At 47.5% G+C, this 15,873-nt stretch carries 9 protein-coding genes; 5 read left to right on the top strand and 4 right to left on the bottom strand.

The genetic code is table 11. The features are described 5' to 3' along the window. Nucleotides 1-38 precede the first annotated feature (38 nt). On the bottom strand, nucleotides 39-3,245 hold the full coding sequence (locus ACO08K_RS04155) for a CHAT domain-containing protein (protein WP_421795137.1): 3,207 nt from the start codon (nucleotides 3,243-3,245) through the stop codon (nucleotides 39-41). 201 nt (nucleotides 3,246-3,446) lie between these two features. Between ACO08K_RS04155 and ACO08K_RS04150 the strand changes: the two genes are divergently transcribed. The 5 genes from ACO08K_RS04150 (at nucleotide 3,447) to ACO08K_RS04130 (ending at nucleotide 9,208) form a co-directional block, all read left to right on the top strand. Further along, nucleotides 3,447-4,049, top strand: coding sequence for an RNA polymerase sigma factor (locus ACO08K_RS04150; protein WP_421795136.1), 603 nt, complete (start codon nucleotides 3,447-3,449; stop codon nucleotides 4,047-4,049). Next, complete coding sequence (locus ACO08K_RS04145) at nucleotides 4,046-4,798, top strand: hypothetical protein (RefSeq protein ID WP_421795135.1); 753 nt, start codon at nucleotides 4,046-4,048, stop codon at nucleotides 4,796-4,798. Before ACO08K_RS04150 ends, ACO08K_RS04145 begins: the two co-directional genes overlap by 4 nt. A 151-nt stretch (nucleotides 4,799-4,949) precedes the next feature. Beyond that, the gene (locus ACO08K_RS04140) at nucleotides 4,950-6,161 is read left to right on the top strand and encodes a DUF2201 family putative metallopeptidase (protein ID WP_421795134.1); all 1,212 of its coding nucleotides are present in this window, start codon (nucleotides 4,950-4,952) and stop codon (nucleotides 6,159-6,161) included. Nucleotides 6,162-6,352: 191 nt separating this feature from the next. Continuing rightward, the gene (locus ACO08K_RS04135; protein ID WP_421795133.1) at nucleotides 6,353-7,453 is read left to right on the top strand and encodes an AAA family ATPase; all 1,101 of its coding nucleotides are present in this window, start codon (nucleotides 6,353-6,355) and stop codon (nucleotides 7,451-7,453) included. A gap of 324 nt (nucleotides 7,454-7,777) precedes the next feature. Continuing rightward, entirely contained in the window at nucleotides 7,778-9,208 is a 1,431-nt protein-coding gene (locus tag ACO08K_RS04130; RefSeq protein WP_421795132.1) for an AAA family ATPase, read from the top strand. A 56-nt stretch (nucleotides 9,209-9,264) separates the two neighbouring features. Here ACO08K_RS04130 and ACO08K_RS04125 read toward each other — a convergent pair whose 3' ends face one another. The 3 genes from ACO08K_RS04125 to ACO08K_RS04115 form a co-directional block, all read right to left on the bottom strand. Further along, nucleotides 9,265-10,815, bottom strand: coding sequence for an FG-GAP repeat domain-containing protein (locus ACO08K_RS04125; RefSeq protein WP_421795131.1), 1,551 nt, complete (start codon nucleotides 10,813-10,815; stop codon nucleotides 9,265-9,267). Nucleotides 10,816-10,916: 101 nt separating this feature from the next. Next, on the bottom strand, nucleotides 10,917-12,491 hold the full coding sequence (locus ACO08K_RS04120; protein WP_421795130.1) for a SusD/RagB family nutrient-binding outer membrane lipoprotein: 1,575 nt from the start codon (nucleotides 12,489-12,491) through the stop codon (nucleotides 10,917-10,919). Between the two features lie 38 nt (nucleotides 12,492-12,529). Then, nucleotides 12,530-15,838 carry a SusC/RagA family TonB-linked outer membrane protein gene (locus ACO08K_RS04115; protein ID WP_421795129.1) on the bottom strand — a complete coding sequence of 1,103 codons (3,309 nt, stop codon included), beginning with the start codon at nucleotides 15,836-15,838 and terminating at the stop codon, nucleotides 12,530-12,532. Between the last annotated feature and the right edge of the window lie 35 nt (nucleotides 15,839-15,873).

Here is a 15,873-nt window from a genome sequence, read left to right as displayed (position 1 = left end):
AATTGGGCTTTTATGCAGAACGGAATCGAAGCTAAAAGTTACAATAAACGGGGCTTGAGGTACCGAAACCATAGCCAGGCAAGACCCAGCAACAAGCAGATAGCCCCACCCAAACCAATGTATTTTCCCCAGGGATCGTACACCGCCTCCGTCGCCCCAATCCCAATCAATCCCGCCCAAAAATACGGGTGCACTTCATCATGCGGCCGGTTTTCCAACAAGTTCAACTTGGCGAGTTGCAGTGCCCGGTCGCGGCTAGTTCCTTTTTTCAACAGGGTAAAAAAGTCGACCATCAGCTCCGCAGTGCGCGCATCGTCGACACTCCAGAGGGTATTCACCACACTTTTGGCACCTGCGTGGATGAAGCCATGCGCCAGACTAATCACCCCTTCACCCGAGTGGTAATCGCCAATGCCCGTTTCACAGGCACTCAGCACTACCAGCTCAGTTGGCAAGCGCATGGCGTACAGATCACGGGTATACAAGTATTCGTTGCTCTTGCTGTCCTTTTGCTCCGCAAAAGCAATGGCCGAATAGTTGTCGATCTCTTTGTGGACAAAATATTTGCCATGCGTGGCCAAATGCAGGATGTCGTAATGTGGAGCCAGTTCCCTGAAAGACCGCAAAGTGGCTCGGGAGCCAGTGAGGATTTTAGCGCCCCACAAGCGACTGATTTGTTCTGCTTCGGGGATGTTGTTGTACAGCGTACCTAAGCCAAGGGAATGCTTTCGAAAATCGGGTGCCATGGCCAATAGGCTAGGTTTGAACCAATTGTGGTGGCTTTTTCGACTCAGCTCCCAGGATAAGCTCCCTGAATAACTGTATTGAATGGCAAATTGCCGCAAGAGGTAGGCATGGCTTTTAAAGCGATCCACTCTTTTGGGTTGTTGGGTTAGCAGGGCTTCGAAGGGCAAATAATTCAAAGCGCCGTCTGCTACAATGATCACACTTTGTACATCCTTTAGAACGGGCTGTAAGGGCTTAAAAATGTCCCGGTATAAACCAAGTGAAAGTTGGGCCCAATCCAGCAAATTGCTGTCCAGGGCAGCGCCATTCAGTGCTGGGTACAAGCGTAAGAGTTGGCGGAAGGCCACTACTTTTTGGAACAAGTAAGATGGTTTTGGCAAACTGTAACCGTAGAGCTGATCTTTTTTGAGCACAAATACCAACAAACTACTCTTGGCTTCAAAATATTCAACCAGAGCCTGTTGCCCTTTTAATAGTTTTCGACGCAGGTGAGTCGAACTGTAAACCGTATCTTGTTGCAGTGGAGTAATGCCCTTTTGTTTTTGCCAGCGGGCAATCACCCTATTCAGGCTATCCAAGCGCCGGATTTGCCCCAACATTTCCCGATCCAGTTGGGCGGCCCGGGTCGGACTGGTGATCCGTTCACTTTCCAGCGCGGCCAGCCTGGCGCGTAAATTTTGCTCCAGTTCACTCCATTTTTTTGGCATTTGGGATTGCGCATTCGATTGCCCCAATTGCACTGCATCCAACAATTGAGCTGCTTTGCTTTTTTCGCTCAAAATGAATGCCCGTTCCAGGAAGGCCTGATCGCCACTTTGTTGCCAAATCCGGAAGTAGAGGTCGGTTGCTTCCTGGTACATGGTGTATTCCTCTTGCAACCAAAATTGGCGGGCGTCGATGCTGTTGATTTGTCGGCGCAAAAAGGCCATTAGGCGCAAGGCTTCGAGATTGACCTCTGCTGCTTTTTTTTGCAGGAGCAATGCCTTGCTTTTGTTCGAAGTGCTAATGGCTGCGGCTTTCCAGGTTTGTCCCTGTTGCGCCAATATTTCCATTACTTCTCGGGTTACTTCATTGCCCCACAAGGTTTGACCAGTCCGGTAACCCAAGGCGTTTAACGCTTTTTGCAATATGGCGCCACTCTGGTCAATTGCCCCTTTTTGTAGCAAAATTTCTGCCTGGGTGCGCAAAATCTGGGTGTAAGCTACCCCGCGATTTTGCTTGATTTGTTGTAAGGACTCCAATGACAGTCGGCAGTGTTGCTGCGCTGAATCTAAAAAACCCTGTCGGATGTAACAAATGGCCATGCTGTTGTGCATTTGAGCCAAATCGGGATGCCCCTGTGGGAAGTTTTGATGCAAAGCAGCAGCGGCAATTGTGAAATATTGAATAGCCAGACCGTATTCAATTTTTTGCATGTAACAGTTGGCAATGTTGTTGTAAATGGCGGCAGCAAAGATTTGATCGCCATACAGGGATTCAACCAGGGGTAAAGCATCAAAATGATAATGCAAGGCCTCATCGTACTTGCCCATTCGTTGGTAGCTCAAGCCAATCTTATGCCAGGCGGGTGCACTGGAAGGGGCGCTGGGGCCACCATATAAGTGAACTGCCTGCTGCAAATAGGGAATCGCCGTCGCAAAATCTCCTTTTGCTAAAAATACTTCGCCAATGTTCTCCAGCGTAGTGGCTAAGGAGGAGTGATCCCGACCAAAGGTTTGTTGCCGAATGCTGAGCACCCGCTGGAAAAGTGCCATTGCCTGGTCCCATTGTCCCATTTCCAGCAGCACCTTACCCAGATTATTCAAAGTCGGGGTGATTTTGTTGTGGTTTGAACCAAAGGTTTTTTCCCGAATGTTTAGCGCCGCACGGTATTCCCGGGCCGCTTCCTGAAAATCGCCGTTGAAATAGGCGCAGTTGCCCAAATTATTGTGACTCACCGCAATGTCGGCATGATTGGGGGGGAGAATCGCCTGACGAATGCGCAGCGCACGTTGATGCATTTGCCAGGCAGCAGCATAATCCCCTAATTCGAGCTGGCAATTGCCAATATTGTTGTAGGAATCGGCGGTTTTTTCGTGCTTTTCGCCAAATAACACGATGCGGAGTTTGAGCGCGTTTTGATGCCATTGGATGGCACGGGTGAAGTTGTCTAATTTGAGTTCGTACTCGCCGAGATTGTTCCAGGCCTGGGCGATGAGCGGGTGACCTTTGCTTTGAAATGTTTGGAGTTGTTGAAGACTGCTCAGGAAAAAGGCTTTTGCCTTGGGGAAATTGGATTGTTCTATGGCAATGTCCCCTAATAGAAGTAGTGCTTTGGCATTTATTTCTGGATCTTTTTGCCGCTCTATCACCGCTTTGGCAATTGTCGCAGCCTCCTGATAACGAAGGGAATCAAAAAGCGTTTGAGCTTGTTGAAGCTTGCTCAGGGCTTGATTTTGCCCCCAGCTCATTCCGACCCAAAGCAGAAAACTACCCAATAAAATGCAATGCTTCCTCATTTCTCAACGTTTCTGAACGTGTTTGTCCCTTGCACATGGGCAAAATACTTATTTTCGCAAAAATAAACCCTATGGTCTGTATTCTTGTACTTAGGGTAAGGGTTCAATAACCTTCTTACGCCTTCAAAAAGAATAAATGGACGATTTATTAAAATTTATCGACAAACCTGGCACATTATTCTGCTTAAAAACACCTACTCCATGAACGCCATCACCTACACGAACGAGTCATTAGTAGCGGCGATCAAAAAAGGCGGCACCGTAAGACAAACGGCAATCCGCTGGTTGTACGACGACAAAGAATTGCAGCAGCGCGTCGTTTCATTCGTCAAAAACAATCGGGGCAACCAAGAAGATGGTACCGATATGTTTCACGAAGGAATCATCGTGCTGGACCGCAACATCCGGGAAGACAAATTCCGGGGTGAAGCACCTGTAAAAGGTTACCTGTATTCGATTTGTCGTTTTTTGTGGATGAACCAAATGCGCAAACAAGAACGTGTATCCCTGGTCGATCCCATCAAACCAGCGCAGGAAGAACCCGATCTGGAAACACCAGAAGTCAGCTTCCGCACCGAAGAACGTAAGAACTTACTCAGCCACCTGCTTGATCAACTCGGCGAACAATGCCGCAAAGTGTTGGAGATGTGGAAGTTGTCGTACTCAATGGCTGAGATTGCCGAAACCCTGCAACTCAGCAACGAGGCTAACGCCCGCAAAATTAAGTACCGCTGCCACCTGGCCTTGATGGAATTCCTGGAAAAAAACCCAGGCATGGTCAAACAACTTAAAGATGTGTTATGAAGCTTGAAAATTATTACGACCGAATCGACCAGTACCATGCTGGGGAATTGTCGACAGGAGATCGCCAGAACTTTGAACGGGAACTCGGCAGCAACGAAGAGTTGCGCCAAGCTGAAGAATTATACCGCCTGAGTTTGAGCGCACTGGATTATGGAGTAGAAGAAAGCCTGCGTAAAGACTTGAAGAAATGGGAAAAGGAAGGCAATCAGGCGGCTTCCGGTGGTCGGATCATTAACCTTCGCCGCAGTATTTTTATTATGGGTGCTGCAGCTGCTGTTTTGTTGCTGGTATTTTTTGCCCGCCCATTTCTGATGCCAGCGCCAAGCGGTGATGAGTTGTTCGCCAGCTATTACAAGGCCCCTGATGCACAAAGTATGCGCGGTGGTTCCGTTCCACAAAATGCCTTAACTGCAGCCAAGAAGGCTCTGGCTGAAGAAAGTTACGCCGATGCAATTGAAGATTTTTCCCGGATTCCTGAAGGTGACCCCTTGTACGTGGAAGCCCAATATTACCTGGGGCACGCATTGGTAGGTTTGAAAAACTACAGTGCAGCTAAAAAAGCTTTTGCGATAGCCGCGGATTCTAACGAATCCAAGTTTAATGAAAAAGGCGAGTGGAATTATATTTTGGCTTGCTTGAAGTTGGGACCAATGGATGCTGCTGTTGAATCAAAATTAAAAACCATCGCGCAGGATGAGGATAGTTCTTTCGCCAAAGATGCGCGCGAAATCTTGAAGAAGATGAAGTAAATCTTTACACTATAATATTGTTAAAAGCTGAAGGCTTGAAGAAACGGTCACCGAGCGGAGTCGAGGTGTGGTTTTTTCAAGCCTTCAGCTTTTTGATTACATGGTGTAGCTTTTTTCGAATAAATGAACCCAAAAATTTACATTTGTTGCCATGGAAACCCAACAGATTTTTGACCAAATCACCCAAGCCAGCATCCAGCTCATCCTGCATGAGCCCTTCTACGGGCATGTGTTGACTGGGCTGGTCAAAGCGCTCAATGCGGAGGTTCCAAGCCTGTCACTGGGTGTAAACGCCAACAAAACCCCCAAACTCGCCATCAATCCAACTTACTGGCAGGAGGAATTGAGCACTCCAGCCCAACGACTCGGAGCACTCAAACACGAAGTGCTTCACCTGGTATTCGGGCACCTGCTGCGGGAGCAGGAATTTGCGAACATCCACATTTTTCAATTCGCTGCCGATTTGGTAGTGAACCAATATTTAAGCCCCGAACAGCTCAACCCAGCTTCACTCACTTTGAACCTCTTCCCTGAACTGGATTTGCAGCCTTTTCGCTCCGTCGATACCTACTATGATGAACTGACCAATGCCTGGAACAAAACCTTACGTCGTGGACAAATCATCAGCCCGAAACTATCCAACTTGATGGCAACGGGTACAGGCCCACTAGCGGGACATGATTTATGGCAAAATGAGGTAGGTACCCTGAGTGCTGCTGAAAAAAAGGTGCTGGCGACTGGAATGCAACAGATTGTGCAAAATGCCCTTCAACGAGTGGGAAACAAAGGCCGAGGCAGCTTACCTGGGGTTTTACAAACAGAATTGAACCAGTTGGTCATAACCCCTGAGCCCACGCTGGATTGGCGGCGTTTCTTGCGGCTCTTTGTTGGAGCTGGCCAACGTACTTTTTTGCAAAACACCATCCGCAAACCTTCCCGGCGCTACGGCGTCAATCCTGGTTTGCGCATCCGCAACAAACACAAATTGCTCATCGCCCTGGATACTTCGGCGAGTATTGCCGATGCGGAAATACAGGCTTTTTTTCAGGAAATCCAGCAAATTTGGCGCCTGGGTACCGAAATTTTTATCCTGGAATGTGACACCCAGATCAACAATGCCTATATTTATCGGGGTACAACTCCGGCAGTAGTTGCTGGTCGTGGGGGCACCCATTTTGATGCGGCCATCATCTACGCCAATCAACAATCGGATGCAGATGCGGTGGTGTATTTCACCGATGGATTGGGCCCTGCGCCGAGTTTGCCCTGTCGTAAGCCCCTGTTGTGGATGATCAGTGGGGGAAAACGGGGCGGAGATTGGCAGAATTGGGCGCATTTGCCGGGAAGGAAATTACGCATGTAAAACTTTGATTTTGGCAATTTTTTGGAAAAACGACACGATCCTTGAATGCCTTTTCAAAAGGTTCAGCCTTTGAAAAGTTCTTTAGCGCAAGATTGTGCAGGCAAAACCCCTTCGAAAGTCTGAAACTTTCGAAGGGGGGCTCTGGTGCTGTCCTTCGCCTTCTGGATCGGAAAATAATCCTGTAATTGACTATGCACAACTACCAATACTACGGAACCAAAGTAAATGCCGGGGAGCTAAAGGCTTTCATCCAACACATCTTCCAAACCAATCAGGTGCTGGAAGGGGAGGGGAAACGCAAATCACCCATCTGCATCTGGGGTCGCCACGGCATTGGTAAAACCGAGATCGTTGAGAACCTGGCCCGGCAAAACGGCTATCAATACGCCTATATCGCCCCCGCTCAATTTGAAGAAATGGGGGATTTGGTGGGCATGCCCGCCATTGAAGGAGAACGCACCGTTTTTCGTGCACCCGCCTGGGTGCCTGATGCCCCCGGGCCTGGCATTCTGTTGATTGACGACGTCAACCGCGCCGACGAACGCATCCTGCGCGGCATCATGCAGCTGCTGCAAAACCACGAACTGATCAGTTGGCAATTGCCGCCCCAGTGGCAAATCATTCTGACTGCCAACCCTGATGGTGGAGATTATTCCGTCACCCCCATGGATGATGCGATGCTGACCCGCATGCTGCACGTTACCCTGGAATTTGACCTCAAAACCTGGGTGCAATGGGCCGAACAAAACGAGGTGGATGCCCGAGGCATCAATTTTGTACTCCTTTATCCCGAAATCATTACCGGGCAACGTACCACTCCGCGCACTTTGGTGCAGTTTTTTGAAGCCATCAAATCGATTAAAGACCTGAGCGCCAACCTGGGCCTGGTGCGCATTTTGGCCGATTCCTGCCTGGATGAACAAAGCGCCACGGCTTTTATTTCCTTTGTCAACCACAACCTGAGTGATTTGATTACCCCGGAACAAATCTGCAATGCACAGGATTTTGAAAAAGAAGTCTTTTTGCCTTTTCAAAAAATGGTGGTCAAACAGCCGATTCGGGTGGACATCATCGCGGCCTTGTGTACCCGGCTGGCGAATTATTTGCTACAAGATGCTCAATCGTTGAGTCCTGCACAACTCAACAATTTGAAAGCCTTTTTAAAAATTGATTTTATTCCGAATGATATTCGCTTTACTTTATTGAAGGATTTGACTTCGGGCGGTCAAGCGGGTTTGAAGGGATTGTTGGCGGATGTGGAATTGGGGAAGTTGTTGTTGAAGCAGATGTGATTTTTAATTTCTTTGGATAGGGAGTTCTTGTGGTAGAGGGTGGCGAAGTTGAGAGTGTTACATGAGCTTTTGTTTGAGGGAGGGAGGCTTTAGAATTTATAATTTCATCAACTTGATAATGAATAGATTGCTGCTCCTAGATGGGCAGTTCCACGACTTTCCGAAAAATACAAAATGAGAAGTACGCAGACCACCTACGAAAAACGCTATCACCATACATAATTGGCTCTAACTCTCAAAAAAATCAAGTTAAAGCCAATTATTAATCTTATTTTTGGCTTTAACTTGATTTTTACTGTACTTGAAGCCAAAAATTTGACGAACATGGAAAACATAATTGGTCGGAAAGAAGAAATAAACGTTTTTGAGCAATTAAAAGAAAGCCGCAAACCTGCGTTTGTGGCAATATATGGTCGGCGAAGGGTTGGCAAGACCTATTTGGTTAAACAGTTTTTTGGCAAATCCTTTAGTTTTTATATGACTGGCGTTGCCAATGTAGCAACGCGTCAGCACTTGAGCAATTTCCACACGGCTTTGGTTGGTCGTTATCCTCAAGCTGAGCGTTTTCGACAACCGAAAGATTGGTTTCAAGCCTTTCAGCAACTCATTTCCATCTTAGAAATAAAAGACGAATCTGAAAAAACAATCATTTTTTTGGATGAATTACCTTGGCTAGATACGCCCAAATCGGGTTTCATTCCTGCTCTTGAGCATTTTTGGAACAGTTGGGCAAGTTCGCGTAACGATGTTTTACTGATCGTGTGTGGTTCGGCGGCCTCCTGGATGATCAACAACCTCATCAACCATCGCGGTGGTTTGCACAATCGTGTGACTCATCGCCTTATTTTGGAACCCTTTACCTTGGCTGAATGCGAACAGTATTTCAGGTCGCGAGGAATGAATTATGAACGGTATCAGATCCTCCAAATTTACATGGTCACTGGGGGGATACCTTTTTACCTGGAGCAAATAGAAAAAGGTTTGACGGCGACTCAAAATATTGATCGATTGTGTTTTACAAAAAATGGAATGCTACGAACGGAGTTTGATAACCTTTATACTTCACTCTTTAAAGCTGCCGACAAACATACCTTGATCATCGAAACATTGGCAAAAAAAAACAAAGGAATGAGTCGAGAGGAGTTGGTGCAAAAAACGCCATTTTCAAACGCGGGCAGTCTGACCCGCATCTTGTCCGAATTGGAAGAAAGTGGATTTATTCGCCGATATAAATCTTTTGGATACACCACGCGCAATGTCCAATACCAGGTTGCTGACTTTTACTCATTGTTTTATCTCAAATTCATCAAGAATGCCGACCTGAACGACCAAAATTCATGGCTAGACCGCATGGACAATCCCGAAGTTCGTGCTTGGAGCGGTTATGCTTTTGAGCAAATTTGTAGAGCACACCTTGGCCAAATAAAACGGGCTTTGGGAATCGGCAGCGTGCAAACGCAATCAAGTGTATGGCAGGGCAACGACGGACTGAATGCGGCACAAGTGGACTTGGTGATTGATCGCAGAGACCAGACCATCAACCTCTGCGAGATGAAATTTTCGGTCAATCGCTTTGTTATAGAAAAGGCTTACGCCGACAGTTTACGCCAAAAAATAGGCGTTTTTAAGGCCACAACCGCTACACGCAAGTCCATTTTCCTCACCTTTATCACCACTTTTGGTTTAGTACAAAATGAGTATGCCGGGAGTCTAGTGCAAAATTCGTTGACTACGGACGCCTTGTTTGATTATTGAAAATAGGCTTGAGGCAGCGCGGAAGCAAAGAAACCTATTGCCAAGTAGGTGAATACTCATTGATTCTTCAAATTATACAACACCAACAACTGCGGAAAACTACTCACACTATGCACTGCCAACTGCGTCACCTCCGCCGCTGTATGAAAATAAGACCCCAAAATGATGTCCTGATCGCCATCCCGATCAAAATCGCCCGCCTCCATACACAGCCATTTTCCCGCCACTGCATCAGGAGTTACAGCGGCAGTAAAGTTTAGTTTTCCATCGTTGTTCAGAAATACAAAACCATGCTCGGGCTGCTCCAGATTGGTGTAAAAAGCAATGGCCGCAATATCCAAATCGCCATCCAGGTCAAAATCACGGGCCAGGGCTTTGCTGGTGCCATAGAGGGGATAAAAGAATTTTTCGCTGAATTGGTTTTTGCCATCATTCAAAAAAATACGAATACCGTGATACGGTTTTAAAATGGCGGACAGGTCCCAATTGTCCCCATTCGTAACCAACAAATCCAGGAAACCATCCTGGTTGAAGTCGGCCATTTCCAGGTAGCTCAGGCCATACACGGGAGGAAACTGCAAGACTACCTTTTCTTCAAAACGCCCTTGGTCCTGATTGTAATAAATGCTGATTGCTTCGTAAGCCTGGGCACGCAGCACGACCAGGTCATTTTTTTGATCCCCGTTCATGTCCCGAATTTCTACCTGCCGGGTTCCAGGCAAGGTGCTGAGGATGTGCTCTTTGGTAGGGTCACCCTGATCGTACCAGGCCAGCTGGCCCCGGTGATTGCCAAAACTACAAACCACCAGGTCTTCTTTCCCGTCACAATTCAAGTCCCCGGCGGCAAATTGTACGGGTCGGGCCAGAGGGCCAAGTTTGAGCCCATTCGGGTCGCCGTCCAGCGCGTGCAATTCTCCCTGTTTTTGATCAGAAGGCACAATGGAACCAATGCTCAGTAAGCGGGGGGCTTTGTTGCGGGGAAAATCCATGTCCACCGCCGGGCTTTTGATTTGGGATTGATTGACCAGTTGAAATTGGGTGTTCATCAGGTATAGGTCATTGTGGGCATCACCAATAAAAAAGTGCCCCGATCGAGCATCGTATTTGATCATGGTGGTTTGGGGAAACTGGCGATCTCCGAAACTGACGTACTGCCCCAAGAAAGAACTGAGTTGCTGAGGAGCATTTGTGGTAGGTAAGGGCAGTTGACTGGGCGCTTCGTGTTCAAAGTACTTGACGATCAGGTTCCAATCTTTGAGCGACAACAAGGGTTGCTCGGGGTAAATGTTCCATTCTTGCAGGGTTTTGGCATCCTCGGGATTGAGGGAAGCTGTATTTGGGGCGTCCTTGGTTTTGACCCCCAAGCGCAGACCCATATTGGGAAGTACGCTGCTCACCCAGGTTTTTTTATCCAAAAGGGCAGGTTCAGTAAAGAGGTGACAACGCTGACAGTGGATCAGGGCCAGTTTTTTGCCTTTGGTAATGGAATCAGCTGGAGCCGAAGCTGGATCATTAACTACCCATGCCCGCTGATTCTTTCCGGCATTGGATAAAATCAGAACCATTAAAGGGAAAACCAAAGCTAAAAACAACTGACTCCTGCTCATGATATGCGGTGTATAAAAAATAAACTGCTAACGAGCAGAACTCATTAGCAGTCTATCAAAAATAAAAAAAGCTAGTTCAAATATCTAATAAGGTATGAAACTCACTTTACATCCCAGAAAACCTTGGTAGCCAAATTGTCCTTACCACTTACGGTAGAGTAGTTGCTCGGATTGTAAATGGACTCGCTGGTTGGGTAAAACCAACGTACCGGTGGTTGTTTCTGAGTATTGGCTGGATCGTCACGGAAGCTAAGTTTGGGCAAATCCAGGCGTCTGATTTCAGCCCAAAGATCCACTGGTTGTACCACGTTGAAGTGGATCCACTTCTGAGTAGCAATCAGGTTCAACTTGTCGGTGTTGCTTCCCCAGTTCACTGCAGCACTGGTGATGTAATCATTGATCTCGGTATCATTTGTTGCAGCAGGTGCAGGCGTAGTGGCGTCATTGCTCAACTTGCGCAGGTTGTAGTAAAATTCTACCGACTGCTTGATGGCTGTTTCATAGGCCGCTTTGGCTAGTGCATCGTTGTTGGCCTTGAGGTAATATTCAGCGATGAGCAAGCTAACTTCAGCAGCATTGATGACCACACCGGGGAAGAACTGGTTGCGGCTCATGGTAGAACGGTTGTACAAAGACAAAGTACCACCAGCAACGAGTGCAGTTTGGGTAGAAGCATCTGAAAGTGGGTCCAGACCAATGTATTCACCCTTGGCATTTTGCCCTGGCTCAAACATCACGCGCAGGCGAGGGTCGCCGCTCGTTTTCATGTGGTCGATCATCTTTTTGCCCGCAACGTTGCCATCCCAATCTTCCAAACCAGAACGGAAGTTCTTGGAGTGGATATCGGTGTTCAAATCGTAGACATTGATTTGAATATTTTGCGCATTGGTAGTGACAACCGGATATTTGGCGGGATCAGCCAGGATGCTGCCGATTTCACTGTTAGCCCTTGCTTGCAGGGAAGCTACCCCGGATACCCGGGTCAACATGCGCAGGCGCAGGGAGTTGCAATAACGTTTCCAAGCAGCAACATCACCTTTGTTGAGGAAATCCTGGGTTTTGAAACCTATCTGGATTCCTGGAGAAACGGTAATTGTATTCAACTCATCCGCCAATGCTTTCAAATCATCCAGCATTTTGGCATAAATGGCTTCGGCACCATCGTATTTAGCGTAAGATTTTTCATAATCCCCACCATTTGTACTCAACAAAGCAGCAGTAGAAAATGGAATGTCACCATGCAAATCTACCACCCGTTGAGTGTGGTCATAGAGGTAAATGGTGGCGGCAATCATGTAAATGCGGCGATCTTTTTTGTCGACTTCTTCGCCTCGTCCCATGACTTTTTCCAATTCGCGGTACTGTGCCAAGAAACTGTAGTAGTTGTTCCAACGGTCACCTAAACCAGCTGAGGGTGGAATGTATTGGTTGTCGGAATTCACCCAGCCCACCGCTTGGTTCCAGCGTTGCAGAGAGGTACGCAGGACCACGAAGTAATTCCAGTAATCAGGCAAAACGTACCACTTGTTGGCATTCAAAAAGCCCGTGAATTGCTTTTCAACTGTAGTAGCCGTGATTTTAGAAGGATCGGCATAGCTCGATGCGAAGTCAGATTTTTGGCAGGCCACCGACAACACCACCAAAGCGAAAAACGCTATATAAATTTTTGATTTCATTGTTGACAAATTTTCAAGTTTACCATGAAAAACAAGGATTAGAAGCTGGCTCTGATCATCACACCCATGGTGCGAGAAGAGGGGTTGGTACCCGCGTTGTTGACGGTTTGAGTCCAGCGAGAACCCGAGGTCAACTGCTCTGCGTCAATATCCTTAATCGTCCGGTAGAAATAGAAGAGGTTGCGGCCAAATACGGACAAGTTCAGTTTGCTGAAGCCCAACTTGCTGATCATACTTTGTGGCAAGTTGTAGCCCAGTGTCAACTCCCGCATTTTGATGTAAGAGTTTTTCACGACGTACAACTCATACCGAGAAGAGCTGTACTGAGGGCCACCCCAGTTGTAAGTGTTCCAGTAGTAGAAAGCCTGCGAAATGACGTTGGTATTGGGTTCGCCATTTGCCAGTACTCCAGGGATCAACATCCCGTCGTTGAACACTTTTTCGCCATTTGGTCCTTTGTCGCTAGTAGTTTGCACCCCTTTGCCATTAGAAACATAGTAGCTCAAACCACCACTCTCTTTATCCATGTATTTGGTACTTTCCTCCAACAAACCACGGCTGATCATCCAGTTGATACCCGTTGGCATCACATGGCCGCCGAAGCGGAAGTCGGCCAAGGCGTCCAGGGTAATTCCTTTGAAAGTCAGGGTGCTGAAAAAGCCACCTACTGCCTTAGGCATGGCATTACCAACCTTTTTCCAGTTGCGGGAATCCAATTGGTACAAACCGTTGGCATTGACAATCTGCTGACCACTAGCATTGGTAGCAACGGGTGGTACATAGAAGTCACCCATAGGCTGACCAACTACGGAACGCAACTGCGCTGCGCTACCATCGTAATCGGCATGTAACAATTCAGTGGCGTTGTTTGCCAGTTTTTCAACTACGTTTTTGTTGCTGGAGTAGTTGACCCCAATTTCCCAGAAAAGATTAGTCGATTTGACAACTGTACCACGTAGGGCCAATTCAAGGCCTTTGTTGCGCAGGGTACCAATGTTGGTTAGGACGGAGGTAGCTCCAGAAGTAGATGCCACAGTCAGCGGCAAAATTTGATCTACGATCTGGGCATTGTAGTAAGATGCTTCAAACGTAATACGGTTTTTCAGGAAACGAGCTTCCAAACCAAACTCCAATTCTTTCTTTTGCTCAGGACGGATCAGGTCGTTGCCAAAAGAAGAAGAAATGTTGGTGTACAGCACTGGAGAGCCTCCAATTGCTTGAACGCCCAGGGTTCCCTGGTTGTACGCGATGTTCGCACGGTAGATGTCTGGATAGTTACCTACCACACCATAAGATCCTCTGAGTTTACCAAAGGAAATGAACTCAGGCAGTTTGAAGGCTTCGCTGAAGATGAAGCTGGTATTGACCGAAGGATAAATGAAGCTGTTGTTCTCCGGGTTCATGGTAGAAGTCCGGTCGCGGCGGATGGTACCTTCTACAAACAAGTATCCTTTGTAATCAAGGTTAATTGTTCCAATGTAGGCGTCTTTCACCAGGGCGGAACGGCTGGATCCACTATTGGCTACGTTAATTGATGCGGCAATGTCAAACAGGTTTTCTGTACTCAAACCACCATTGGTACCCCGGCTTACAAAAGTAGCAACATCTTTGGTCGCCATGTAACCACCCATTACATTCAACTCAAAGTCAGGAGATAAACGTTTGGTGTAGGTCAGCAATGCATCGCCATAAAGGATAGAGTAAAGGTTGTTTTCCAAGCCAAAATAGCCAGAGTTACCAAAGGCCAATGGTCTTTCGGTGTAGTTTCTAGTTTCAATGCGCTCGGAAGTGAAGTCTGTAGAAATTCTACCCCGGAATTTCAAATCAGGCAAAATCTGGTAGTGGTGGGTCATACTGGCGATTACCCGATTGCTGAATTCATCCAGCAGGTTTTTGTTGACCCGCCAAACGTAATCAGCGATATCCCCTTTGAATCCGTTGTATATGATGTTTTCGTTAGGTGTCAAACTCTGCCCAGTACCAGTAACGAAACGATATCCACGGCTGGTCTGGTACTTGTTCAGGTACCAATCGGCGTTGTCAAAACGGCCAATCATCCCGGTAAAGTTGTTGATCATCCGGTCGATAGAGTAGGGGCGGTTTTCGGTCTTTTGGTTGATGTAGTTGACCATCAGATCGGTTGACCATTTTCTACCCAAACGGAAGGTGCTATTGAGGTTGGCTATGTTTTTCTGGTTGCCAGCATTGAGGCTCAAGCCCGCGTTGTCCTGACGAGTCAAAGAAAAACGGATGTTGCTGTTTTCGGAGGCCTGTGAAACGGCAACGTTAACGTTTGCAGTGTGGCCTTGCTGATACAAGCCTGCATAGTTGTCTTCCTGAGCTTCGTATGGGCGAATAATACCATCCCAGCCCATGATTGGCTTGCCGTCAAATTTTGGCCCAAAGTTGATGGAATAGTTCAAAATACCACGAGTTTCTTTGGTGCCATCACCGTTGGTGTCGTAATAAATAAAACCTTCAGCATCCTGGCCACCATTGTTCACATGGATGGGCGCCCCTGCACCACGGATGTTTTGGTATCTTGGCAAATAGGCTACGTTGTCCACACCATAGCTGGCGTTGAAGTCCACGTTCATGCCTTTTTTGCCTTTTCCACTTTTGGTCGTAATCAACACTACCCCGTTTACGGCTTCGGAGCCGTACAATGCAGCTGCAGAAGCACCTTTCAGGATCGAGATGTTGTCGATGTCTTCAGGGTTGATGTCCAAAAGGCCATTACCACGGAGGCGTTGGTCACTCCAGTAGTCGTTGTTGCGCACTTCACCATCGCGGATCGGTACCCCGTCGAGTACAATCAGGGGCTGGCTGCGGCCAGTGATGGAGTTAACCCCACGGATGTTGATGTTGACCGCACTAGTGGCACCCCCGGGAGTTGCAGCAATGCGCACACCAGGAGCTTTACCGTACAGGGCAGTCGCCAGGTTGGGTGTGCCCGCATTGGTCAGGTCTTCTGCTTTGATGGTACTGCTGGCATAACCCAGGGCTTTTTGCTGTTTGCTCATGCCCAAGGCGGTAACGACGACTCCTTCCAATTGAGAAGCCGCTTCTACCATGACCACATCCACTACGTTACGGCCATTGATCGGTTCTTCCAAACTCTGAAATCCGGTAAAGGAAAAAACGAGCGTATTCGTCAATGCAGTAGTAAGTGAAAATTCCCCTTTCTCATCAGTTACTGTACCCGTTGAAGTACCTTTTACAAGTACATAAGCGCCGGGTAGTGGCTCCTTGTCGGCTCCGGTTACTTTACCAGATACCTTTTGAGCGAAAGCGCTGTAGCTCATCGTGCAAAACAACACAATAAGCAGAAGTAGGCTTTTTTTCATAGAGTGCAAAGTTTAAGATGGTAATAAGTGTAAAA

The sequence above is a fragment of the Haliscomenobacter sp. genome, from assembly GCF_965225875.1.
Taxonomy (GTDB): Bacteria; Bacteroidota; Bacteroidia; order Chitinophagales; family Saprospiraceae; genus Haliscomenobacter.
This window is presented reverse-complemented; position numbering and strand designations above follow the sequence as displayed.